This is a genomic window from Salinisphaera sp. SPP-AMP-43, assembly GCF_049568105.1.
Lineage (GTDB): Bacteria > Pseudomonadota > Gammaproteobacteria > Nevskiales > Salinisphaeraceae > Salinisphaera.
This window is the reverse complement of the sequence record NZ_CP145335.1, coordinates 2,139,915-2,162,235: the sequence shown is the minus strand read 5'-3', so window position 1 is coordinate 2,162,235 and position 22,321 is coordinate 2,139,915. Positions and strand designations below refer to the sequence as shown.

Sequence of the window (22,321 nt, the reverse complement as noted above, 5' to 3'; positions counted from 1 at the left end):
GACGCCGGGATGGCACACGATGGCCGCGGCATGGCCCAGGACTTGTAGATGCGTCGTACGAGCCCGCGCAAAACGGTGCTTGTCCCTTTGGTGTGGGCCGCCCATCGCGCCCTGCAGCGTTACGAGCCTTGATCGTGGCACGCCACGATCAGCGACTCGCGCCTTGGCCGGATACGATGGGCGGTCTTCAACGCGGCGCTCGGACGAAACATCAACCGGTCCTAGGAGCCGCCGTTGTCGTTGAGCGTCCAATTGCCGATATCCGAATCCGGGCCGTCGCCGCCATCCTGGTTATCGCGGCCGAGGGTGTAGATATCGATCGGGCCGTGTTGGCCGGGATTGCGGTAATGATAGACGTGGCCCCAGGGGTCGGTCGGCAACTGATCCAGGTAGCCACCCGATTTCCAGTTGCGTGGCACCGGCTGGCTGGAGGGTTTGTCGACCAGCGCGGCCAGGCCCTGCTCGGTGGTCGGATAGCGATAGTTGTCGAGCCGGTACAACTTGAGCGCCGAATCGATCGCCTTGATGTCTTGGCGGGCCTTGGCTTCGCGAGCCGCGTCTGGCCGGTCGATGATATTGGGCACCACGATCGCTGCGAGAATACCGAGGATGACGACCACGACCATGATCTCGATCAGCGTGAAACCGCCCTGGCGGCGGGTAGGCGGCAATCGGCGATGGGCGATTGTTGGCATAAGAAAATCCTCGCAGCAGCAGTTTTGAAGGCGTCCGGTCACTGGACCAGCTGGTTGAGATGGAACACGGGCAGCAGCACGGCCAGCACGATCATCAGCACGATGCCGCCCATCGACAGGATCACGGCCGGGCCGAGAATACCCATCACGCCTTCGCGCATGGTTTCGACTTCGCGGTCCTGGTGATCGGCCGCTCGACCCAACATGGCATCGAGCTCGCCGGACATTTCGCCGTTGGCAATCATATGCAGGGTGATCGCCGGAAACAGGTTTTCGCGCTGTAGGGCACGATGGATGGCATCGCCTTCGCGCACCCGGGTCGCGGCGCGTTTGATCGCCTCGTGCATCGGTACGTTGGTTACGACATCCGCCCCGATCGTCATGGCATCCAGCGCGGGTACGCCGCTGCGGGTCAGGATCGCCAGAGTGCGGGTAAAGCGCGCGGTATTGACGCCGCGCACGAAGCGGCCCAGCAACGGGATACGCAGCACTGTGGTATGAAAGCCGCGCCTGAAGCCCGGATAGCGCAGGCCATAGATAAATCCGCCGATCAGTGCCGCGACCACGATCGCCAGCAGCCAGCCCCAATCGCGTAGGAAATCGCTGGTGGCGATCAGGAACACCGTGAGCGCCGGCAGATCGGCGTGCACGCTGTTGAAGACATGCACCAGCTTGGGTACGACGGTGGATAGCAGTGCAATCACGATGCCGATCGAAACCACCACCAGAAACGCCGGATAGATCAGCGCGGCCAGGATTTTCTGGCGTAGCGCCTGTTGTTCCTCGACATAGTCGGCCAAGCCGTTGAGCACTTCGTCGATGTGGCCCGACTGCTCGCCGGCAGCGGCTGTGGCCTGATAGAGCGGGCTGAAACTCTTGGGAAAGTCGGCCAGGGCAGCGGCGAAGGTGTTGCCTTCGACGACTTCTGCGCGGACCCCGACGATGATCTTCTGCACCCGTTCGTTCTCGGTCTGCTCGGCTACTGCCTTGAGGGCTTCTTCCATGGGCAGGCCGGCATGGGCAAGCGTGGCGAGCTGGCGGGTAAACAGGGCCAGCTCGGTGACGTTCATGCCACGCGAGAAACCGAGTACGGAACGGCCGCCGTGGGCCGCGCGGTTTTCGGCGACTTCGTTGACTTCGATCGGCGTTAGCCCGCGGTCGCGCAGCTGGGTTCGGATGGCGCGTGCGGCATCGCCTTCCAGAACGCCTTTCTTGCGTCGGCCTCTGGCGTCGAGTGCGGTGTATTCGAATGCCCCCATGTATGCCCCGGCGTCTGTTGGGTCAGCCTTCGCGGGTCACGCGCAGGACTTCCTCAAGCGTGGTGCGTCCGCCCAGCACGTTGGCCCGGCCGTCGGCCCGAATGCTCGGCGTGGTCTTGCGCGCCTGGGCCTCGAGGGCATATTCGGCGGCCTGTTCGTGGATCATCTGTCGCAGTTCGTCGTCGATGACGACCAGTTCGTAGATCCCGGTACGGCCGCGAAAGCCGCTTTGGTTGCATTGTTCGCAGCCATTCGGCTTATACAGCGTCGGCGGCGCCGTCGGGTCGGCCTTGAGCAGTTCGCATTCGCGGCCGTCCGCGGTATACGGCTGCTTGCAGTCCGGGCATAAGGTACGGACCAGGCGCTGGGCCATGATGCCGATCAGCGACGACGACAGCAGGAATGGCTCGACGCCCATGTCGCGCAGCCGGGCGATCGCACCAACGGCCGTGTTGGTATGCAGGGTCGATAACACGAGATGACCGGTCAGCGAAGCCTGGACCGCGATCTCGGCCGTCTCCAGATCACGGATTTCGCCGATCATGACCACGTCCGGGTCCTGGCGCAGGATCGCCCGCAGGCCGCGCGCAAAGCTCATGTCGACTTTGGAGTTGACCTGGGTCTGGCCGATGCCGTCGAGGTAGTACTCGATCGGATCCTCGACGGTCATGATGTTGCGAGTGCGATCGTTGATGCGGGTGATACCGGCATACAGCGTAGTGGTCTTGCCGGAACCGGTTGGGCCGGTGACCAGGATAATGCCGTGTGGCTTGTGCACCAGCTCGTCAATGGCGCTCAGCGTATCCTTGGGCATGCCGAGCTGGGGTAGGTCGAGCCGGCCGGCCTGCTTGTCGAGTAGACGCATGACCACGCGCTCGCCGGTGCCCGAGGGGATGGTCGAGACACGTACGTCCACGGGCCGCCCGGCAATGCGTACCGAAATCCGACCATCCTGTGGAACGCGTTTTTCGGCGATATCGAGCTTGGCCATCACCTTGACGCGCGAGATCAGGCGCGGGGCGAGCTGGCGCGGCGGGTTGAGCACTTCCCGTAGCACGCCGTCGACTCGGAAGCGCACGGTCAGTCGCGCCTCGAACGGCTCGATATGAATATCCGAGGCGTTTTCCTTGATCGCTTCTGTCAGCAGGGCGTTGATCAGCCGGATGATCGGCGCATCGTCGGACGATTCCAGCAGATCCGCCGGTTCGGCCAGGGCCCGGGCGGCATCCGACAGATCCAGATCGTCGTCCATGCCCTCGACGATCTGGCTGGATTCGTTGTCGCGATTTTCGTAGTCGTTTTGGAGCATCGCCTCGAAGGCATCGCCAGGCACCGTTTCCACAGCCAGTCGACGCCGTGTGTGCCGGCGAACCTCAAGCAGCGCCCCGGCGTTGACCGGTTCGCGAGCGATCACCCGTATCGTGGTGTCGTTTTGATCACCGAGCATGATGCCGTAGCGCCTGGCAAAGGCGAACGACAGCCGCTCGAGACGCGCCTCGTCGTTGACGCCGGCCTGGCTTGGGGCTGGCGTGATCCCGGTGACCGGCTCGACCGGCTCCAGACTCAGCGATTCGGCGCTACTGTCGCTCATGTCGCGCTCCTCTAGTCCGAGAACTGATCGCCGCGACGCTTGCCGGAGCCCGACGGCTGGCCCAGATCCGGGCTGCCTACGTCGTTGTAGGAGGCCGAGGCGTTGGTGCCGCCGCTGAAGTCGTCCATTTCCGGAAGCTGCGGGCGGCGCTCGTTGCCCATCAGCGGAATTCGCTTGTTGCTCTGCTGTTGCTGCAGCGAGCGGATGTAGTCGTACTTCTTGCGCGTGTAGTAGTTGGCTTCGCCATCGCCTCTCAGGATGGTCGGCCGGATAAAGTTCAGCAGGTTGCGCTTGCTTTTATTCACCGAATTGTACCGGAACAGGGCACCCAGAATTGGGATTTTACCGAGTACCGGCACCGACTGATGATTGACCGTGACGTTGTTGTCGATCAGGCCGCCGAGCACCAGGATCTGGCCGTTTTTGACCTCGACCGCCGTTCGGAGCGAGCGATTGTTGGTGACCAGGTCGACCGCCCCGGTCTGGGCCGAATCCGGGGCGATGCTCGAGACTTCCTGCTCGATGGTCAGCTGGATGGTGTCGCCAGCGCTGATCTGGGGAATGAACCCGAGCTGCAGACCAACGTCTTCACGTTCGATGGTCGTGAAGGGGTTGACGGTGCCGTTGCTGACACTCGAGTTGCCATTGGTATAGCTGCCGGTCTGGAACGGCACCTTGCGGCCCACCTTGATCTGGGCCTCTTCGTTGTCGCGGGTGATCAGCGACGGCGTCGACAACACGTTGGTATCCGAGTTGCCTGACAGGGCGTTGACCAGCAGCGCGAAGCTAGTGCCCCCGTCGGAGATATCGCCGAGCGCCACGTTCAGCCCCTGCTGGATCAGGTTGAGCGGGGTGCCGCTGTCGGCCAGCGAGGGAATCGACTGCAAGGTGTTGGAATCCAGGATACTCGCTGCGGCCGGGCCGTCGTCGCTAAGCGCGCCAATGTTCACCCCCAGCTGACGCGACCGCGACAGGCCGATTTCGGCGATGATGGCTTCGACCAGCACCTGGCCGCGGCGGATATCGAGCTTCGAGATCACGTCCTTGATCTCGCCCATCTTGTCCGCCGGGGCATGGATGATCAGCGCGTTGGCGCCTGCCTCGGCGATCACGCTGATGCCGTTGTCGTTCGAACCGGAAATCGACTGGCTCGATCCACCCGAAGACGACGAGCGCCGCAGATTCGACTGGTTGTCGTTACTGCTGCTGCCGAAACCGCTATTGTTACTGCTGCCGAAGCCGCTGCTGTTGCCAAAGCCCGAAAGCCGGTTGGAACGCTGGCTGCCCGCCGAGTAACTCTGGCCGGTCGCATAGGCTTGCAGGACCGGCGCCAGGGTTTCGGCATCGGCATAGTTGAGATAAATGACCTGGGTGCCGCCTGAATTGTCGGCCTTGGTATCCATATTGGAGATGATCGAGCGCAGCTTGGAACGATCCCGGCGGCTGCCACTGATGATCACGCTGTTGGTGCGTTCGTCGGGCACCACGTTGCCGCCGGCGTCGTTCTTGCCGTTGCCTTGCAGCTTGTTGATCGCTTCGGCCACATCCGCGGCATTGGCGTTTTCGAGATGCACGCTCTGGATACTGGAGGTGCCGTTCTTGTCGATACGCTGGACGATATTGGTCAGCCGGCCGACGTTGGCTTCTCGGTCAGAAATCACCAGTGAATTGGAGGCCGAATAGGCGGCCAGGTGGCCGTACTGGGGCACCAGCGGCCGCAGGATCGGCACCAGCTGGTCGGCCGGCACATTGTCGACATGGATCACCTTGGTGACGATGTCTTCGTTGGTACCGGCGCTGGAACCACCGAAACCGCCGTCCTGCTTGGCGTTGATCTGTGGAATGATCTTGGTGACTTCACCAGAGGGCACGGCAGCAAAGCCATGGACGTCGAGCACCGACAGGAAAGTCTGGTACAGCTCCTGGGGCGTCATCGGCTGATTCGACAACACCGTCACGTCGCCTTTGACGCGTGGATCGACTACGAAGTTGCGGCCCGTGACCTCGCTGACGGTCGCGATCAGGGTCGTGATGTCGGCGTTTTTGAGATTGAGCGTAAACGAATCGTCACTGCCGGCGACCGGATTAACCCCGGTGCGGTCGGTCTGGGCATGCAGCACCATCGGTGCGCAGGCGGCTGCGATACAAAGGCTGATCCGTGCGAAATGACCCGTCCAATTCATTTGAAATCAATCCGGACCGTTCGGCTCTGACCTTCGTTTTCGAGCGTGACGGTCGCGCTGTCGGCACGCGCGAGATTGCCAAGCATCTTCAAAGAGGCCGCCGGGTTGTCCAGCGGCTTGCCGTTGATCGCTGTCACTAGTTCCCCACTTTTGAGGCCTGCTTTCTTGAACAAGGCCTTATCTGCCCCGGGATAGATCCGGTAGCCCACGAGATTGCCGTCTTGCCGGGCCGGTCGCAAGCGAATATAGCGTTGCGCGCTCGACGGATCGGCAAGGATTTTTTGTCGAACATCGCCGATCTGGTCGGCGAGTTGGCCCGAAACCGTTCGTTCGGCCTGATCGGGTTCGGAGCGCATGCGTTTGATGCCGGTCATCGAACGCGCTTTTTTCACGCTTTCCAGGGTCAATGTTTCATAACGCCCGTTGCGATCCAGAATCACCCGGTTGGTATAGATCGCTTGGAGCTTGACACCGGAAACGATGGATTGGCCGGCCTTGTAGCTGTCCTGCTTGCCCTGTGGATTCTTGATCAGAGCCCGCGAGCGCTCGCCGCGCTGATCGGATACGATACCGGTCAGGACCAAGTTCAGATGCGTTTCTGGCGCCTCGATCTGCTTGTTCTCGTCCGGTTTGTCTTTCTCGGCGATATATTCGCCAAACAAATGGGCGCTGGCGATCGCGTCGATGTCGAGATTATTGGCGCTGGCCGCCCGACTGGTGGCGTCCGAATCGCTCGGCGCTACGACCTGCGCCGGTGGTTCCGGCCAGACCAGCCAAAATAGGCGGGCCGCGGCGAGCGCGATCAGGGCCACCAGGATCAGATTGACGATTTCCGGTGCACGCGCCAGCCAACGCTGGGCGTCCTGCGAGAGTTCCATAGCCATGGCCGGGAGTCTACCGAAGTGTATGAAGTCTGCGTTACATATAAATTAGTGGTGACCGTCGCAGATCGATGCAGGAATCGACCGGCGCATGCCCGGCCACAGCGTCTAGCAATGCCACGCAGCGCTGTATGGGGCGCGCGCATACCCTGGGGCGGTGGTGCGCGCCGCTACAGCCATACCGTAGAGGTTGGGCCGATGATGCGCCCGCCGAGCTTGTCCTGGTACGCACCCCGGGGTGTCACTGCGCTGCTACGGGGTAGCTGCTACCGTATGCCGCAGCGTATCTTGCGAATTGGTGGTCCGGAAAGCAAACACGACGCATTTCGAGCCGGACCTGGGGTTCCTTAGATGTATCTTCGGTATTTCGGCTTCGACAGCTATCCGTTTGCGGTCACTCCTGACCCGGCGTTTCTGTATCTCAGCGAGAGCCATCGCGAGGCTCTGGCGCACCTGTTATATGGGGCGGGCGAACACGGCGGGTTCGTGGCATTAACTGGTGAGGTCGGCACCGGCAAGACCACCCTGATCCGGGCCGTGGTGGACAACGATACGTCCGATCTGGATATCGCGCTGTGCTGGAACCCCCATCTCGGCACCACTGAATTCCTGGGCACGATCTGCGACGAACTGGGCGTGGACTACGATCCGGAACGCGACACCACGCTCAAGGCTTTGGTAGATCGTCTCAACGCCCACCTGCTACAAGCCCATGCCGCCAATCGGCGCACTGTGCTGATCATCGATGAAGCCCAGAATCTCTCGCGCGACGTGCTTGAGCAACTGCGGCTGTTGACCAATCTGGAGACGCACAAGGAAAAACTGCTGCGGGTGATTTTGGTCGGACAGCCGGAACTGGGCGATCTGCTGATGCGCCACGATCTGCGCCAACTCGCCCAGCGCATCACGGCGCGCTTCACGCTGCGCCCCCTGGGGCTGGCCGAGACCCGTGCTTATGTGCAGCATCGGCTAGAACGAGCCAATGGGCCCCAGCATCTGTTTTCGCGACCGGCTATGTTCATGCTGCGGGCACTGACCCGAGGCGTCCCACGGCTGATCAACATGGTCTGCGAGCGAGCCTTGATGGGCGCCTATGCGCATGGCCGCTCCCATATCGGCCCGTGGACGGTCGCCCGGGCGGCCGCCGAGACTTTGCCCGCCCGGCCTCGTATGGGCCGGCCGGGGCGCCGGTGGCGCTTGTTAGTGCCCACCGGCGCCGTCGCAGCGAGTGTGCTCGGCGCCGGGCTGATTTGGTTGCCGGAAATACCGCCCACCAACGCTGCTGAGGATACGTCGGATCGCGGCACCGAAACGGCTCCAACCGGTCACAGTGCCAGCGAACAAAACCAATCGCCGACGACGTCAGCGGATGCCCAGACCGCACGCGACGCAGAGGATGCAGCAGCGCCGCAATCGGCTGCTGGCAAGGCCAGTGACAAAGCCAGCGATGAGGCCGACGCCGAAAACACCGCCAAAGACGCCGGCAAAGACGCCGGCCAGCCCGATAGCCCGAAAGGCCAGCAGACCCGTACGCAGGCGGCACAACCCGACAAGGCAAAGCCAGAAAGCGAGGCGTCGAACAAGACGCAGGCCAAGGCGTCGCGGGATCGCTCGTCGGCCCCGAAACCGCAGCGAAGCCCCCAGGACTTGCCCGTGGGCGATGCCGATATCAATCAGTTGCTGCGGCTATGGGGCGTGTTCGGGGCCCAGGTCCGTGCCGGCTGCGGCGAACTGCATGTCGGCGATCTGCGCTGTCTCGCCGACCACGGCGATCTGAAAGTGCTGGAGCGTTATAACCGGCCGGCGCTGTTGATGCTCGACCGGGACGGGCAGTCCCAGACCGTGCTGCTGAGTGCCGTGAACGATAAAACAGTCACGTTGGTCGGCAGCCAGGGCACGCGCGACGTGGCCCGCTCTCGGCTACTTAAGTCCTGGACCGGCCGCTTCGAAGTGGTCTGGCGATCGGATTCCGGAGTTCGCTTGATCCAGCCCGGCTCGGTCGGCAACGCGGTCGTATGGTTGCGCAAACGGCTGCTCCAGATCGATGGCCAGAATCCACATAGCCAACTCGGCAAGCTGTCGCCGGTTTATGATAATGCGCTGGGCGAGCGACTTAGGGCCTTCCAGAAATCGCACGGCCTGGAGGCAGATGGGCTGGCCGGGCCGCGTACCCAGATGATGCTCAATGGCGCGGTCTTGTCGCCCGGGTCGCCGTCTCTACGGTCCGACGCCCAAACCTCGGAAAAATAAGTGTCTTACCTTGTCGACGCACTGAGAAAAGCGGAACGCGAGCGTCATGCGCGCCAAGACAGCGATCTGTACGCGGCGTCTACCGGCACTGCCCATACTATGGGCGGCTCGCGCGCCGGGCCATGGTTGTGGCTGGTCGCGATTCTGGTGGCCAGCAATGTGGCGCTGGCGGTCTATGTTTGGCGTCCGCGAGCGAACCCGCCTTCGTCTGTGCCGGCGGTATCTACCGCCAGGGTCGATGCGCCAGCTACGACGGGCAGCAGCAGGGCCGAGACGACCACACCTGGCGCCGGCGATTCCAAGCCGAGCCGGATGGTGCAGCCGGCACAGGTGTCGGGGGCGCAGCCGGGCGCGTCGGAAAGGGGGCAGGCGGCGGCTTTGTCCCGAATCGTCGACCGAACTACAACGCGCAACGCGCGCGCCGACCGATCGCAAACAGCCCCCTCGCAAGGCAGCGACAAATCTGCCGATAGCGGCGGTTCAGTGACCTATTCGAAGACGCCGTTGACCGACGGGGCGTCCGCGACCGCTCCTGCAGCTGCAAGCGCGACCACGGCTGCCCGCAGCGAGTTGCCCGACCAAAGCCGCGTGGGCGAGGCCCCATCGGTAACGATCAACGGGCAGCTTTATAGCACCGTGCCGGGGCGCAGCTTCATCCTGGTGCGCGGTCGGCGCTATCACGAGGGCGAACGCCTGGCCGCCGGGCCGGCTGTCGAGAGTATCGGTCCGAACGGGGCGACGCTGATCTACAAGGGTGAGCGCTACCATGTGGCTGGCCCGGGCTGATTCGCCTCGGGCGTTGATTGCGGCCGGGCTGGTATGGGCGGCAACGGTGCTAATCGCCTGGCCAGGGACGGCTCTGGCGGACTCTATGCGCTGCAGTGGGCAGTTGGTTACCGAGGGCGATCCCGCGGTCAGCGTGTGGCATGCCTGCGGCGAACCCAGCTTTCGAGACCCATGGTGGGGCAATGCACCGGCGCAGAATCCGCCGATGATGGAATGGACCTATAACCACGGGCCACAACGGCTGCTCGAGCAGGTTGTGTTTCGCAATGGCCGTGTCGTCGCCATTCGCTCGGCTGGCTATGGTTTTATCAATAACGGGATACCGCCGAGCGGCAGCTGTAATCCCTCGACGATTCAGCCGGGCATGACGAAGCTCCAGCTATTGCTCAGCTGTGGGCACCCGGTGCAGCAGACCGGCTGGTATATCGGTTCGACGATCATTCGCGAGGGCGGCCAGGCGTATTTTCTGCACCACGCAGTCCAACCCGTTTATCGAGAACGCTGGATCTACAACTTCGGCGCTCGGTACCTGCTGCGCGAGGTGCGCTTGGAAAACGCTGAAGTCGTCGCCGTGGATACGCTCGGACGAGGCTTCGATCCGCGCTGAACGCCGCCCGCTGCATCTGCACAACGGTTGGCGCTTAGCGCGTTCTATCCTTAGCCGAGTGCCTGGGTCAGTTCGGGGATAACCTCGAACAGGTCGCCGACCAGTCCGTAATCGGCAATATCGAAGATCGGGGCGTCCGGATCGTTGTTGACCGCCACGATCGTGCCGGCGTCTTTGATGCCGGCCAGATGCTGGATCGCCCCTGAGATGCCGAAGCAGATATATAGCTCGGGGGCGATGATCTTGCCGGTCTGACCGACCTGCATGTCGTTGGGCACATAGCCGGCGTCGACCGCTGCGCGCGAGGCACCCACCGCTGCCCCGATACGCTCGGCGAACTCGAATACGACCCGGAAGTTGTCTTCGCTGCCGACACCGCGCCCGCCAGTGACCACGCGTTGAGCGGTCTGCAGGTCAGGGCGGTTCCCGCCATGTTCTTCCAGACCGACAAACCGCGTATGGCCGGGCAACTCGGCATCGACCGACAAGGCCTCGACTTTGGCGTTTCCGTCTGTCCCGGCGGGATCGAAGGAGGCACCGCGTACCGAGGCGACAACGACCTGGTTTTCGGGCGCGGCCACGGTATGGACGGCGTTACCGGCATAGATGGGGCGCTCGAAGCGGTAGGGGCCGAGCACGCGCATCAGATCGGTGACCATGTTCACCCCGAGCAAGGCTGCGACCCGGGGCATGAGGTCCTTACCGAAGGTCGTGTTCGGGCCGAGCACATGGCTGTAGCCGCCTTGTTGGGCCGCAGCCACAACCTGCGGCGCTGCGATCGCGGCCATCGGGTGGGCATTGGCCGGGGCATCGATATGCAGCACACGGCGTACAGCACTCAAACCGGCTGCTTGGGCTGCGATGTCGGCGCCGTCTTCGGCCAGCACCAATATATCGATCGCGTTCGCGCCGAAATCGGCGGCGCAGCGCACCGTCTTTCCGGTGCCCGCGGACAGGGCGCCATGCCCATGATCGGCGATGACGAGTATTGTCGCGCTCATAACAACCCCTTGTTCTTGAGCTCGGAGACCAGTGCCTTGGGGGAGTCGACCATCGTGCCCGCCGGACGCTGGGCCGGGGCCGAGGTCTTTTCCACGGTCAGCGCCGGCGCCCTCTCGACGCCAAGTGTTTCGAGATCCGACGAATCGATCGGTTTTTTCTTGGCCTTCATGATGTTGGGCAACTTGAGATAGCGTGGTTCATTGAGCCGCAGATCGGCGGTAATCACGCCTGGCAGGTCAATGTCCAGCGTTTCCAGGCCGGCATCGATCTCTCGGGTCACCCGCGCTGAGGCTTGCTGTAGCTCAATAGCCGAGGCAAAGGTCGCCTGCGGCCAGCCGAGCAGGGTGGCGGCCATTTGCCCGGTCTGGGCGTTGTCGTCGTCGATCGCCTGTTTGCCCAGTAGAATCACGTCGGGGGATTCGTTTTCGGCGACGGCCTTGATCGTGCGGGCTGCGGTCAGCGGGTCGATCGGCTGATCGGTCGCGATATGGAGAGCGCGGTCGCAGCCAAAAGCCAGCGCCGTACGCAGCTGTTCGGTGACGGCATCGCTGCCGATGCTCATGGCCACGACTTCGTCGACCGAGCCGTCCTCTTTCCAGCGGATTGCCTGCTCGAGGGCGATCTCGTCGAACGGGTTTACGCTGTGCTTGACGCCATCAGTGACCACACCCGAGCCGTCGTCGGCGATGCGGATGTGCACGTTGTAGTCGATCGCACGCTTGATACAGACCAGTACTTTCATACGTTTCGTCGTTGCAATGCCAAGGCCGGGAACGGCCGGCGCATAGGTTACCGCACTCGTGTCGGATTCCGGGGCGAATCCGCACCGTACTCACAAGCGCATTATGAGAAAGGCGGGCCCGAGGGCCCGCCAATACGGCTGCGGTACAGCCGCAAGAGCTCAGCCGTGCTCGACCAGCTCGATCCAGTAGCCATCCGGATCCTTGACGAACGCGATATTACTCATCCGCCCGTCTTCGGGGCGTTTTTTGAAGGTCACGTCGTTTTGATCCATCCAGTCACAGGCAGCCTGCAGGTCCGGCACGGTGAAACAGATATGGCCAAAGCCCTGCGGCTCTGCATTACCGTCGTGATAGCTGGCGTTGGGATCGTTTTCCGTACCCCAGTTGTGGGTCAGCTCAAGTACGCCTTCACGACGGCCGACATACTTCGCCCGCTCGGACTCGTCTTCGGGGACGTCGTCACCTTCGGTGGTGGCTAGGAAGTAAAGCGTGAATTCGCCGTTCGGGTTTTCCTTCTGCCGTAGCAGACGCATGCCAAAAACCCGCGTATAGAAATCCAGCGAAGCCTGGGGATCGACCACGCGAATCATGGTGTGGTTGAAAACGAAACCCTGGGTTTCGGACGGAACGTGTTCATTCACGCCGGGGCCTTGTTCGGTGTTGAATGCCATAGACGTCAATGTGGTTTGGATGGTGCGCATACTATGCAACAGCGCGCGCAGTCGACAAAATCGCAGCCCGCGTCTTAGTTTGGAGCGGGGCTGTGTTCTAATCGGAGCAACGATTGACAGCGACCAAAGGAAACGCCGTTGAAAGCGTCCGATCTATTCGTTCAGTGTCTGGAAGAAGAAGGCGTCGAGTACGTCTTCGGCGTCCCAGGCGAAGAAAATCTTGACCTTCTCGAGTCGCTGCGCGACAGCCCTATCGAGCTGGTGGTCACCCGCCATGAACAACATGCGGCGTTCATGGCAGCCACCTATGGCCGACTGACCGGCCGAGCTGGGGTTTGCCTGTCTACGCTTGGTCCGGGGGCGACCAATCTGTTGACCGGCATCGCCTATGCCCAGCTCGGTGGCATGCCGCTATTGGCGATCACCGGCCAGAAGGCGATTCGCGATAACCGCCAGGGCAAGTTCCAGCTCATCGACGTGGTCGATACGTTTCGACCGGTCACCAAATGGAACAGCTCGCTCACCGATAGCGGGGTGATTCCGCGCAGTATTCGTCATGCCTTCAAGACCGCCGAAGCCGAGCGGCCCGGGGCCGTGCATCTGGAACTACCGGAAGATATCGCCGGCGAGTCGATCGAGCCGACGCGGCCCCAGCGCCGGGTGACTTTGCGACGGCCCAATGCCGACGAACAAGCGCTGGATCTGGCGGCCGAGCTGATCCAGGAAGCCGAGCAACCGGTCATCGTCTATTCGGCCGGCGCTAACCGCAAGCGGATCACAGAACAGCTCACCGCCCTGTGTGAAGCGACGGGTCTGTATGCGATCGGCACCCAGATGGGCAAGGGCGTCGTGCCCGATGACCATCCGCAGAGTCTGTTCGGCATGGGGATTCATAAGCACGATTACGTGCATACCGCGATCGACGAAGCGGATCTGGTGATCACCCTGGGTTACGACGTGGTCGAATACCCACCTGCCGTCTGGAACGAGACCAAGGAAAAACGCATTCTGCACGTCGATTTCGTGCCAGCGGATCCGGATGAATACTACAGCCCGGTCCACGAAGTGATCGGCGACATTTCGAATACGCTCAAAGCGCTTGCCGCCCGCCTGACCGGTGTGCGGTTCGACAGCCCGCGCATGTCTCGGCTGCACGACTATGTCGCGGAAAAGCTGCATATTAGCGAATCCGAATACAGTTATCCGCCGAAGCCCCAGCGCATCGTGCAGCAGGTGCGTAGTGTCATGGGGCGCGATGACATCATCAGCCTGGATAACGGGATCTACAAGATCTGGTTCGGACGAATGTATCCGGCCTACAGCAATAATACGGTTCTGCTCGACAATGCCCTGGCCAGCATGGGCGCCGGCTTGGCAGCGGCGATGGCCGCCAAAATGGTGCATCGCGATCGCCGGGTCATGGCGATTTGTGGTGATGGCGGGTTCATGATGAACAGTCAGGACCTGGAAACCGCGGTACGGCTTGGCCTCGATCTAGTGATTCTGTTGCTACGTGATAATGGCTACGGCTTTATCCGCTGGAAACAGGCCGGCGATGGCTTCGCCGATTTCGGTATGTCGTTCGGCAATCCCGACTTTGTCGATTATGCGCGGGCGTATGGCGCCAGAGGGTTGCGACATACCGAAGAAAACACGCTGTCCGATGTGCTCGAGCATGCATTCGAAATCGGCGGAGTGGTCCTGGTGGACTGCCCGATCGATTACACCGCGAACGCCGAGCTGGATAACGCTCATAAGGTCCCCGAAGAGGTGCTCGCGGGGTCGACAGGTCGGTAAACGCCTAGGTATACAGCCGAGAGCCGCGCCAGAATCGGTCTTGACGGCCGGCTTTGATCCACTGAGGTGGCCACCTAGAGATATGGCGTAGGCGCTGCTATAACCAGAGCCCAGCCCGGCCGAATGGCCGGGCTTTTGATCTTAGTGAAAAATGTGATGTATATCGAAGCAATGCTGCAGCCGATCAGGCGATCGCAGAATGGCTAAACGGCGCATGCGCCGGTCGAACAACGAGTGTGTTTTCGTAAATCGCTTCGTCAGAGATATTCAGCAAAACATCTGGGGTGTTGGGTACCATTTGGTAATCGAAGCCCAGATACATCGCTGCAGCGATAAAGGCTCCGTTGGTCAAATACCCCTGGGAGCGTTCCGCCAGCTGGGCGAGCGTATAGCTCGTGTTTCTAGGGTTGATATCCTTGGCCGCCGGGATCGATCGAAGCCAGCGCCAGGAACGTACGAACCCCTGTACGTTGTATAACAGCGAAGAACGACTCGCCTGTAGTATCTGTCGTTGATGCTTGATTGAAACGTGTGGTTCCCAGTGGACCTCGACGCACAGCCCCATGTCGGTCAATGAGGGGGTCGCCTCAACGACGCTTCTAAGTGCCCTCGCTGCTTCATCGTCTGTCATAGTTTCCTACCTAACCAGTGGTCGACTATTTGTATTGCGCTTGCCCCTGCAAATAAAGTTATAACTAATAACGAAATGCGGTCAAGCACTGCAGACGAATTATTCGGGGTTTAGATGGTTTTATTTAGATTAGGTGCAACGCATCCGTCATGCACCTGCATGTGCCGTGAGAGCGTTGCAGCCACTGGCAACGTTTTTTGAGCAGGGGGCGCTGATAAAAAAAGCGCAACGCTGGCTCGTTCCTTATCGGAAGGCATGCGCGTTACCGGGACTCGTCTTGATCCCGTTCCGAACCGCTCACGAATCGGCACCAGTGCTAGAGCACCTCGCCATGCAAGGGTAAGCTCGCCAAGCAGTGCCGATGCAGGCCCTGCCCGAATTGCCGGGTGGCAACGGTTGGCTCAGAAGGTCGCCCGGAGCCCCAATTGCTGGCTCCAGACACCGAATATCAGGGGTGGTGCCGCCGGAGGGATTTGAACCCCCACAGCCTCACGGCTACTAGGACCTAAACCTAGCGTGTCTACCAATTCCACCACGGCGGCGCGATGCGCATTCTACCCGATCAGTCGAAGCGAGCCTAGTCGAATTGTGATGTCCGGGCCAATCGAGGCGATCGATTCGGCCTCCTGGGCGGCCGTCGAAGTCAATAACGGCGTCGTCCGCCCGCCAAATACGTTTTGGAATGTCCTCCATTTCTCGATATAGCTTTAAAAGTAAATTCTAATAAAGTGGTATAAGTTATTGTTCAATAATATTATCTCGCATTCTCCTCGAGCTGGTAGCCTACGCCGTGCACAGTGCGAATCATTTTGCGGGCCATCGGTCGCTCGAGCAGCTGGCGCAGACGATGGATATGCCCGCGTAAAGCGGCATCGGATTCTGGAGGATTGCCGTCCCAGATCTGTTTCTCGATCTGAGCGCGGGTGACCACGCCCGGGAATGCCCGGATGAGCAATTCGAGAATGCGAAAACTGATCGGGGCGAGCTGAACTGGGACCTGCCCGCAGTAGACACTATGATGCTCTAGGTCCATATGCAGTTCGCCGGCCACGAGCTGACACATGCCGTCGCTGCGTTCGGCGAGCAGCGCCTTCAACGTGTTTCGTAGTTCGGCCATCTCGACTGGTCGCGGCAGACAGGCCTTGGGGCCGTCTTCATGAGATTCTGGTTGGGAATCCCAGGTTTCGCCGAGGGCCAGAATCGGTGTGCGCCGGCCGGCCGCGGCGATGAGCTTCTGGCAGAAAGGAATCGGCCCGCAGCGCGGTAGCGAGCTGTTAAAGATAATCACATCGTAGCGGTTCATCTGGCACAGCCGAAGCGCCAGAGCAGCCTCGTCCGCAAAGTCCGGTTCGTCGCCGGCTGCTTCAATCGTATCGCCGATCTGAGTGGCGAGCGGGATTTCGTCTTCGATGATCAGTACGTGCATTGCCTATATCCGGGCTCTCTGGTTGGTGGCGGCTCCCACGCTCCTCCCCGGCGATATGACAATGATTTAGCTCGAAGGTTTAATCCGGTATAAAAAAAGGCGACCCCTCTGGGGTCGCCTTAGGCGGGCTGGCCTGTAATGCCAAGGCTTCAGGCGGTCATCAACTGTTCCAGCCGGATTGGCAAATCGCGAATGCGCTTGCCGGTGGCATGATAGACCGCATTGGCAATGGCCGCGGCCATGCCGGTAACACCGATCTCGCCGATCCCGCGTACCCCCATCTCATTGAACTTGTAGTCGGGGTAATCCAGAAGGATCACGTCGACCGACTCCGGTTCGTCGGCATGGGTGGGCACGAGATATTCGGCGTAGTTGTTGTTGATCGGCATGCCAGTGCGCTGATCGTATTCGGTCTCTTCGAACATGGCCATGCCCGTCGCCATCGCGATCGCGCCTTCGACCTGATTCCGTGCCGTCTTTTCGTTGACGATCTGGCCGACGTCGATCGCGCTGACCACGCGGTGGATCCGTAGACGCGAGATGCCCGGATCCCAGCCGACTTCCACGAAGTGGGCGCCGAAGGAGCGGAACGAGTACTCCTTGCCGCTGGCCGCGTTGGTATGCGCCTCGCCCGAGGCATGGCCCAGTTTCTTGGCCTTGAGCACATCCGCAAAGCTCATGCTCTGGCCGCCACCGTGTAGCTGACCGTCGCGTACTTCGATTTGGTCGGAGGCCGTGCCAGCCATCGGGCCGTCGTCTTCGGAGGCAAAGCCTTTCAGGTTCTCCATCGCCTGGGAGGTGGCGTTATGGATCGCCGGCAACGCCGTGGCAGAGGCCCAGGAGCCGCCCGAGATTGGCCCACTCGGGTAAGAACTGTCGCCGAGTTCGACTTCGATCTTGTCGAGCGGCAAGCCGGTGAGGCTGGCCACCGTCTGGGCCACGATGGTGTAGGTGCCGGTGCCGATGTCCTGAGTGGCGCAGGAAGCGAAAGCGGTGCCGTCGGCGCGTAGGGCCACACGCGCGTCGCAGTCCATTTTCATGGCTTCCCAGTTACAGGCGGCCATGCCCCAACCGAGGATCTCGTTGCCATCGCGCATCGAGCCGACTTTCGGGTTACGTTTCGACCAGCCGAATTTGTCCGCTGCCTGGTCGTAAGCATCGAGCAGATGCACGCTGGAGAACGGCAGGTCTTTGCTGCCGTCGCGGTCCGTATAGTTCTTGCGCCTGAATTCCAGGGGGTCCATGCCGAGTTCTTCGGCCATTTCGTCCATCGCCGATTCCAGAGCGAATAGTCCCTGGGCGGCGCCCGGCGCGCGCATCGACGTTGGCGTGCCCTGGTTGACCTGAATCGTCGATTCGGTCACCCGCAGGTTGTCACAATCGTAGAGGCTTTTGGTACAGCCGCCGCAGCTTTCGACATAGCGATTGACGAACGAAGTCGTGTTCACCGAGTCGTGGCTCACTGAAATCAGCTTGCCTTCGTTGTCGGTCGCCAGACGGATTTTCTGCGATGTGGCCGGGCGGTGGCCGGTGGTGGTGAACATCTGGTGCCGGGGCACGACCAGCTGCACTGGGCGGCCGATCTCGCGGGATGCCGCAGCGCAGGCGACCGCATGCGGCCAGATCCAGAGCTTGCTGCCGAAGCCGGAGCCGATATAGGGCGCGCGTGCGTCGATACGCGCCGGATTGATGTCGAAAATCGCCGCCATGGTGTTTTTGGCGAACACCACCCCTTGGCTGGACTCGTAAAAAGTCAGATGACCGTCCTGCCAATGCGCCGTGGTGGCATGCATTTCCATCGGATTATGGGTTTCGATAGGCGTGGTGTAGGTCGCCTCGAACCGATGTGCTGCCGACTCATAGGCCGAATCCGGCTGGCCGCGTTCGTGTTTTTTGTTGTCTGCCGGCTTGGCTTGGCCTTGCTCGAGTGCCTGCGAAAGACTCGTGACCGGTTGGCTGGTCTTGTACTCGACATCGACGTGATAAGCCGCGTCGCGAGCGTTTTCGAAGGTATTCGCCACCACAAGGGCCACGAATTGGCCGCCGTAGTAGATATGTTGGTCTTCGAACGGCAGTCGGGTCTCATCAACTTTGTTCTGCTGGGCGAAGCTCGACGGCGAACGATGCAGCTCGGGGAAGTTCTCGTGGTGATAGACCTCGATCACGCCCGGCATGCGCTTCGCACGCGAGACATCGATCGAGGTGATTTCGCCAGAGGCGATGGTCGAGAACACCCCGTAGGCATACGCCAGGTTGGGTGGGAAATGATCGGCGGCATAGGGGGCCGCGCCCGAGAGTTTGGCGGGGCCGTCGATGCGCGGCTTGGCCGCGCCGATAATATCGCTACTCATGAATCGCTCCTAGGCCGTAACCGTGGTCAGGCTGCGCACAATCGCCTGCTGACCGAGCGGAATCTTGAAGGCGTTGTGTTCATATGCCTGGGCGTCTTGAAAGGCCAACTTGGCAACCTGCTCGAAGTTCGCCTGATCGATCGGCTGGCCGACTAGCGCCTGTTCGGCGTTATGCGCACGCCAGGGTTTGGTGCCGACCCCGCCGAGCGCGATACGGGCCTGTTTCACTACGCCGCCGTCGACCGCCACGATCACACCCGACGAGGCCAAGGCGAACTGGTAGGACGCCCGGTCACGCAGTTTCAAGTAGTGCGACTTGGCGCCTTCAATCGGCGCGTCGAGGGTCACGTGGGTGATCATCTCGTCGGCGTCGAGGGCGTGTTCCTTCCACGGCGTGTTGCCCGGCTTGAGATGGAAGTCCAGGAAATCGATTTCGCGCTGGCCGTTCGGGCCCTGCACGCTGATCGTCGCCCCGATCGCCGCCATGGCCACGCACATGTCCGACGGATGCGCGACGATACAATGCTTGGAGGTGCCGAGTACGGCATACACGCTGCGGTTGAAACCGTCGATCGCCGAGCAGCCCGAGCCCGGGTTACGCTTGTTACAGGGCGAGACGTTATCGCGGAAATACGAACAACGCACCCGCTGCATCACGTTGCCGCCGGTGGTGGCCTTGTTGCGGATCGAGGTGGAGGCGCCTGAGAGCAGGGCTTCCGAGAGCACGGTGTAGTGCTTTTGGACATCCTCGTGATAGGCCAGGTCGGTATTGGTCACATTGGTGCCGATGCGCAGGCGACCGTCGTCCAGGCGCTCGATCTCGTCGAAGCCGGTCTTGCGGACATCGACGAGCTTGGCCGGGCGCATGACCTCGAGCTTGGCCAGGTCGAGCAGTGTGGTACCGCCGGCGATATAGGCCGAATCCTTATCGGTGGCATGCGCTTTGATTGCGGCGCCGACGCTGTCGGCCTGCTGATAAGAGAAATCTCGCATGATGGGCCGCCTTAAACCTTGCCGCGGGCGTCCTGAATGGCCGCCACGATGTTCTTGTAGGCGCCACAGCGACAGATATTGCCGCTCATGGCCTGCTTGAGTTCCGCCTGGGAATTGCCGATGCGGTCATCGTTGAGCACATAGCTGGCAGTCATCATCTGGCCGGCGGTGCAATAGCCGCACTGATAGCCGTCGTGTTCGAGAAACGCCTGTTGGACCGGACCGAGGTCGTCCTCGCTGCCGAGCCCCTCGACGGTGGTGATCTCGTCGCCGTCGTGCATGACGGCCAGACTCAGGCAGGAATTGATGACGGTGCCGTTGACGTGCACGTTGCAGGCGCCGCACTGGCCGTGGTCGCAGCCTTTCTTAGTGCCGGGCAGTTTTAGATCCTGTCGGATCGCATCCAGCAGCACGGTATTGGCAGCGACATCGGCTTGCCGCGTCTCGCCATTGATCTTGAACGTTACGCGCTGTCGACCCTCGGCTGGGCCGGCTTCCGATGCGTCGCTGGTTTGCTCATCGGCGAAGGCGCTGCCAATGCCGGTGGTCGCCGCGCCGGCGGCCAGCCCCGACAGGCCGACGTTCTTCATGAAGCGTCGGCGTGAGGGCGAGGGGATATTCGGGTTATCCACGTCTTCGGGCGACGATCGGCGATCGCTGCCAGAGTCGTAGTCATCGCTCATGAATGATCTCCGTCTACGCAGCGTCGAATAGCTGCGTGCAGGTGTGAGACACAACGCTAAGCCTCGCGACTATGTGAGATAAGCGTCAATATTTGAGCGTTATATACCTTGGCTTATTGCGCAGAAATGCCCGTTGTTACGTGCATCTAACAGGCGATGGGGTATGGCGGTGCGTACGGGGCTGAATGAGAACGCGTAGCATCTGGCGGCGATCGTAGTCTGCGACGCAGTGCGGCCCGGCCTCGAATCGATCCCGTTCGGCGGCCGCTATGTGCCGTAGCGTGGCTCTGAGGCCGTGCTGTGCTACCTCGGACTCCGATGGCAGGATAGCGCGGCGCAGCCGAACCGGGTGCCCGGGCTGGCCTCGATGGTGTGGTCGGGCGACCCGGTAGCCATGGTTGAGTCGCCGACGTAGGCCAGAGGTTGTTCGCCGGTCGATGCCGGGCATGTCGCCCAGATGAACCTGGATCGCGGTCGAGATACGCGGAGCCGCGAATAGACCCCGCGCTAGCGAATGACTCATCCCGGCTCGTGCAAAACGGCTATGCACGATGTGTAGCCGAGCCGAACGCAGCCCGTGACGGGCCAGGGCCTGGCGTAGTCGATGCGCCTGATGCCCGATGACCAGGCACACGGGCCCGTCGGTCGCTGCCATGACCCGGCGTAGGGTGCGTACGATCAGCGGTACACCGTCGACCTCGGCCAGGAGCTTGTTGGCCGGGCCGAATCGTCGTGAGCGGCCCGCGGCCAGAACGACCGTCGTCAAGCGCCAACGCGAGGGGCAGGGCGCGGTCGGCGCGCGGTGATCTCGGCCAGCACGGACAGCGCGATCTCGCGCGGGTTGGCAGCATGGATGGGTAAACCGGCCGGCATGTTCAGGCGCTCGATATCGGCCTCGTCGAAGCCGATCGCGCGCAGCTTGGCCAGACGTTCATCGGCTTTGCGGCGGCTACCGAGTACGCCGACCCGAAAGGCCGGTGAGCGCAGCCCCTGCTCGAGCACGGTCTGATCGTCATCCAGGTCATGGGTCAGGCTATAGACCGCACTCCAGGCGTCGAGTGGCATGTCGGGCAGTGCCTGCGTCAACGGGCGATTGTCGTAGTAGTTCAGTGGTCGACCCGGCGGAGGCGTGGTTGGGCCATAAGCACGGATCAAGCCAACCTCGAGCCCGAGCGTGCCGGCCAGTTCGCAGATCGCAAGGGTGACCGGATCACCGCCAACCAGCATCAGCCGAGCGGGTGGCGGATAGTGCTGGCGAAACGTACCGGCGGGCAACGCGGTTTCTGACGCCTCGTGACAGGTCCGGTGGCCGGTGGCCAGATCGATATCGAAAAATAGTTCGCGGCGTTCGGTACGGGCCGCCTGGCGCGTGGCCACCCAGTCGTGCAGGTCGTCGATACGCGTGACCAAGATGCCGATCCGGCCGCCACAGGTCAGCTGAACATCCAGAACTGGGCTGCCGGCGCCGTAGTCGAGCATTTTCGGCTCGCCGGTTTCGAGTACCGACTGGGCTTCCGCTGCGACCGTGCTTTCGACGCAGCCGCCCGAGACATAGCCGATCACCGCGCCGTCCGGCGCGATCGCCATTTCGCTACCCAGCGGACGCGGCGAAGAGCCACTAATATGGACCAGCGTCGCCAATGCCGCATGGCGGTGGGTGGCCGCCCAGGCCTGCAGGGTCGGCAGGATATCGTCTTCCAGCCCATAGGTCGGCCATAACGGCCAGTCGTGCCGGGCTAGGGGATTATTGGTCAAATACACTGTGAAGGGCA

19 protein-coding genes and 1 tRNA gene are annotated in these 22,321 nt (G+C 61.7%); 4 read left to right on the top strand and 16 right to left on the bottom strand.

Annotation, left to right across the window (positions count from 1 at the left end; genetic code table 11):
* Nucleotides 1–221: 221 nt before the first annotated feature.
* Genes gspG through gspC form a run of 5 tightly spaced genes read right to left on the bottom strand, consistent with a single transcriptional unit; the run spans nucleotide 222 to nucleotide 6,612 of the window.
* The gene (gene gspG / locus V5738_RS09205) at nucleotides 222–695 is read right to left on the bottom strand and encodes a type II secretion system major pseudopilin GspG (RefSeq protein ID WP_423824126.1); all 474 of its coding nucleotides are present in this window, start codon (nucleotides 693–695) and stop codon (nucleotides 222–224) included.
* Between the two features lie 38 nt (nucleotides 696–733).
* The gene (gene gspF / locus V5738_RS09200; protein ID WP_423824125.1) at nucleotides 734–1,954 is read right to left on the bottom strand and encodes a type II secretion system inner membrane protein GspF; all 1,221 of its coding nucleotides are present in this window, start codon (nucleotides 1,952–1,954) and stop codon (nucleotides 734–736) included.
* 22 nt (nucleotides 1,955–1,976) lie between these two features.
* The gene (gspE, locus tag V5738_RS09195; RefSeq protein WP_423824124.1) at nucleotides 1,977–3,545 is read right to left on the bottom strand and encodes a type II secretion system ATPase GspE; all 1,569 of its coding nucleotides are present in this window, start codon (nucleotides 3,543–3,545) and stop codon (nucleotides 1,977–1,979) included.
* An 11-nt stretch (nucleotides 3,546–3,556) separates the two neighbouring features.
* The gene (gene gspD / locus V5738_RS09190; protein ID WP_423824123.1) at nucleotides 3,557–5,728 is read right to left on the bottom strand and encodes a type II secretion system secretin GspD; all 2,172 of its coding nucleotides are present in this window, start codon (nucleotides 5,726–5,728) and stop codon (nucleotides 3,557–3,559) included.
* Nucleotides 5,725–6,612 carry a type II secretion system protein GspC gene (gene gspC, locus V5738_RS09185; RefSeq protein ID WP_423824122.1) on the bottom strand — a complete coding sequence of 296 codons (888 nt, stop codon included), beginning with the start codon at nucleotides 6,610–6,612 and terminating at the stop codon, nucleotides 5,725–5,727. The genes gspD and gspC overlap by 4 nt, the downstream gene beginning before the upstream one ends.
* Nucleotides 6,613–6,960: 348 nt before the next feature.
* On the opposite strand from gspC, the gene V5738_RS09180 reads away from it, so the two are divergent.
* The 3 genes from V5738_RS09180 (at nucleotide 6,961) to V5738_RS09170 (ending at nucleotide 10,252) form a co-directional block, all read left to right on the top strand.
* Nucleotides 6,961–8,859 carry an AAA family ATPase gene (locus V5738_RS09180; protein WP_423824121.1) on the top strand — a complete coding sequence of 633 codons (1,899 nt, stop codon included), beginning with the start codon at nucleotides 6,961–6,963 and terminating at the stop codon, nucleotides 8,857–8,859.
* Between the two features lie 483 nt (nucleotides 8,860–9,342).
* Nucleotides 9,343–9,645, top strand: a complete 303-nt coding sequence (locus V5738_RS09175; RefSeq protein WP_423824120.1) for a general secretion pathway protein GspB — start codon at nucleotides 9,343–9,345, stop codon at nucleotides 9,643–9,645.
* Between the two features lie 85 nt (nucleotides 9,646–9,730).
* Entirely contained in the window at nucleotides 9,731–10,252 is a 522-nt protein-coding gene (locus V5738_RS09170; RefSeq protein WP_423824118.1) for a DUF2845 domain-containing protein, read from the top strand.
* Between the two features lie 50 nt (nucleotides 10,253–10,302).
* Here the strand turns inward: V5738_RS09170 and V5738_RS09165 are convergent, their stop codons facing one another.
* The 3 genes from V5738_RS09165 to gloA form a co-directional block, all read right to left on the bottom strand.
* A complete protein-coding gene (locus tag V5738_RS09165; RefSeq protein WP_423824117.1) occupies nucleotides 10,303–11,253 on the bottom strand; it encodes an electron transfer flavoprotein subunit alpha/FixB family protein in 951 nt (316 codons plus the stop codon).
* On the bottom strand, nucleotides 11,250–11,996 hold the full coding sequence (locus V5738_RS09160; RefSeq protein WP_423824116.1) for an electron transfer flavoprotein subunit beta/FixA family protein: 747 nt from the start codon (nucleotides 11,994–11,996) through the stop codon (nucleotides 11,250–11,252). The genes V5738_RS09165 and V5738_RS09160 overlap by 4 nt, the downstream gene beginning before the upstream one ends.
* Nucleotides 11,997–12,155: 159 nt before the next feature.
* Nucleotides 12,156–12,668 carry a lactoylglutathione lyase gene (gloA, locus tag V5738_RS09155; RefSeq protein WP_423824115.1) on the bottom strand — a complete coding sequence of 171 codons (513 nt, stop codon included), beginning with the start codon at nucleotides 12,666–12,668 and terminating at the stop codon, nucleotides 12,156–12,158.
* 138 nt (nucleotides 12,669–12,806) lie between these two features.
* Here gloA and V5738_RS09150 point away from each other — a divergent pair, with 138 nt between their 5' ends.
* Nucleotides 12,807–14,465 (top strand): acetolactate synthase large subunit, encoded by a 1,659-nt coding sequence (locus V5738_RS09150; RefSeq protein WP_423824114.1) that lies wholly within the window; start codon nucleotides 12,807–12,809, stop codon nucleotides 14,463–14,465.
* A gap of 184 nt (nucleotides 14,466–14,649) precedes the next feature.
* On the opposite strand, the gene V5738_RS09145 is transcribed toward V5738_RS09150, so the two are convergent.
* The 8 genes from V5738_RS09145 to V5738_RS09110 all read right to left on the bottom strand — a co-directional run bounded on the left by V5738_RS09145 (nucleotide 14,650) and on the right by V5738_RS09110 (nucleotide 22,310).
* The gene (locus tag V5738_RS09145) at nucleotides 14,650–15,096 is read right to left on the bottom strand and encodes a hypothetical protein (protein WP_423824113.1); all 447 of its coding nucleotides are present in this window, start codon (nucleotides 15,094–15,096) and stop codon (nucleotides 14,650–14,652) included.
* Nucleotides 15,097–15,551: 455 nt separating this feature from the next.
* A tRNA-Leu gene (locus V5738_RS09140) sits at nucleotides 15,552–15,638 on the bottom strand.
* 212 nt (nucleotides 15,639–15,850) lie between these two features.
* Nucleotides 15,851–16,522 (bottom strand): response regulator transcription factor, encoded by a 672-nt coding sequence (locus V5738_RS09135; RefSeq protein WP_423824112.1) that lies wholly within the window; start codon nucleotides 16,520–16,522, stop codon nucleotides 15,851–15,853.
* Nucleotides 16,523–16,671: 149 nt separating this feature from the next.
* Nucleotides 16,672–18,873: a xanthine dehydrogenase family protein molybdopterin-binding subunit gene (locus V5738_RS09130; protein ID WP_423824111.1), complete on the bottom strand. Its 2,202-nt coding sequence runs from the start codon at nucleotides 18,871–18,873 to the stop codon at nucleotides 16,672–16,674.
* 9 nt (nucleotides 18,874–18,882) lie between these two features.
* Nucleotides 18,883–19,866 (bottom strand): FAD binding domain-containing protein, encoded by a 984-nt coding sequence (locus V5738_RS09125; protein ID WP_423824110.1) that lies wholly within the window; start codon nucleotides 19,864–19,866, stop codon nucleotides 18,883–18,885.
* An 11-nt stretch (nucleotides 19,867–19,877) separates the two neighbouring features.
* Nucleotides 19,878–20,549: a 2Fe-2S iron-sulfur cluster-binding protein gene (locus tag V5738_RS09120; protein WP_423824109.1), complete on the bottom strand. Its 672-nt coding sequence runs from the start codon at nucleotides 20,547–20,549 to the stop codon at nucleotides 19,878–19,880.
* A 136-nt stretch (nucleotides 20,550–20,685) separates the two neighbouring features.
* Entirely contained in the window at nucleotides 20,686–21,315 is a 630-nt protein-coding gene (locus tag V5738_RS09115) for a nucleotidyltransferase family protein (protein WP_423824108.1), read from the bottom strand.
* Nucleotides 21,312–22,310 carry an XdhC family protein gene (locus V5738_RS09110; RefSeq protein ID WP_423824107.1) on the bottom strand — a complete coding sequence of 333 codons (999 nt, stop codon included), beginning with the start codon at nucleotides 22,308–22,310 and terminating at the stop codon, nucleotides 21,312–21,314. The genes V5738_RS09115 and V5738_RS09110 overlap by 4 nt, the downstream gene beginning before the upstream one ends.
* Nucleotides 22,311–22,321 lie beyond the last annotated feature (11 nt).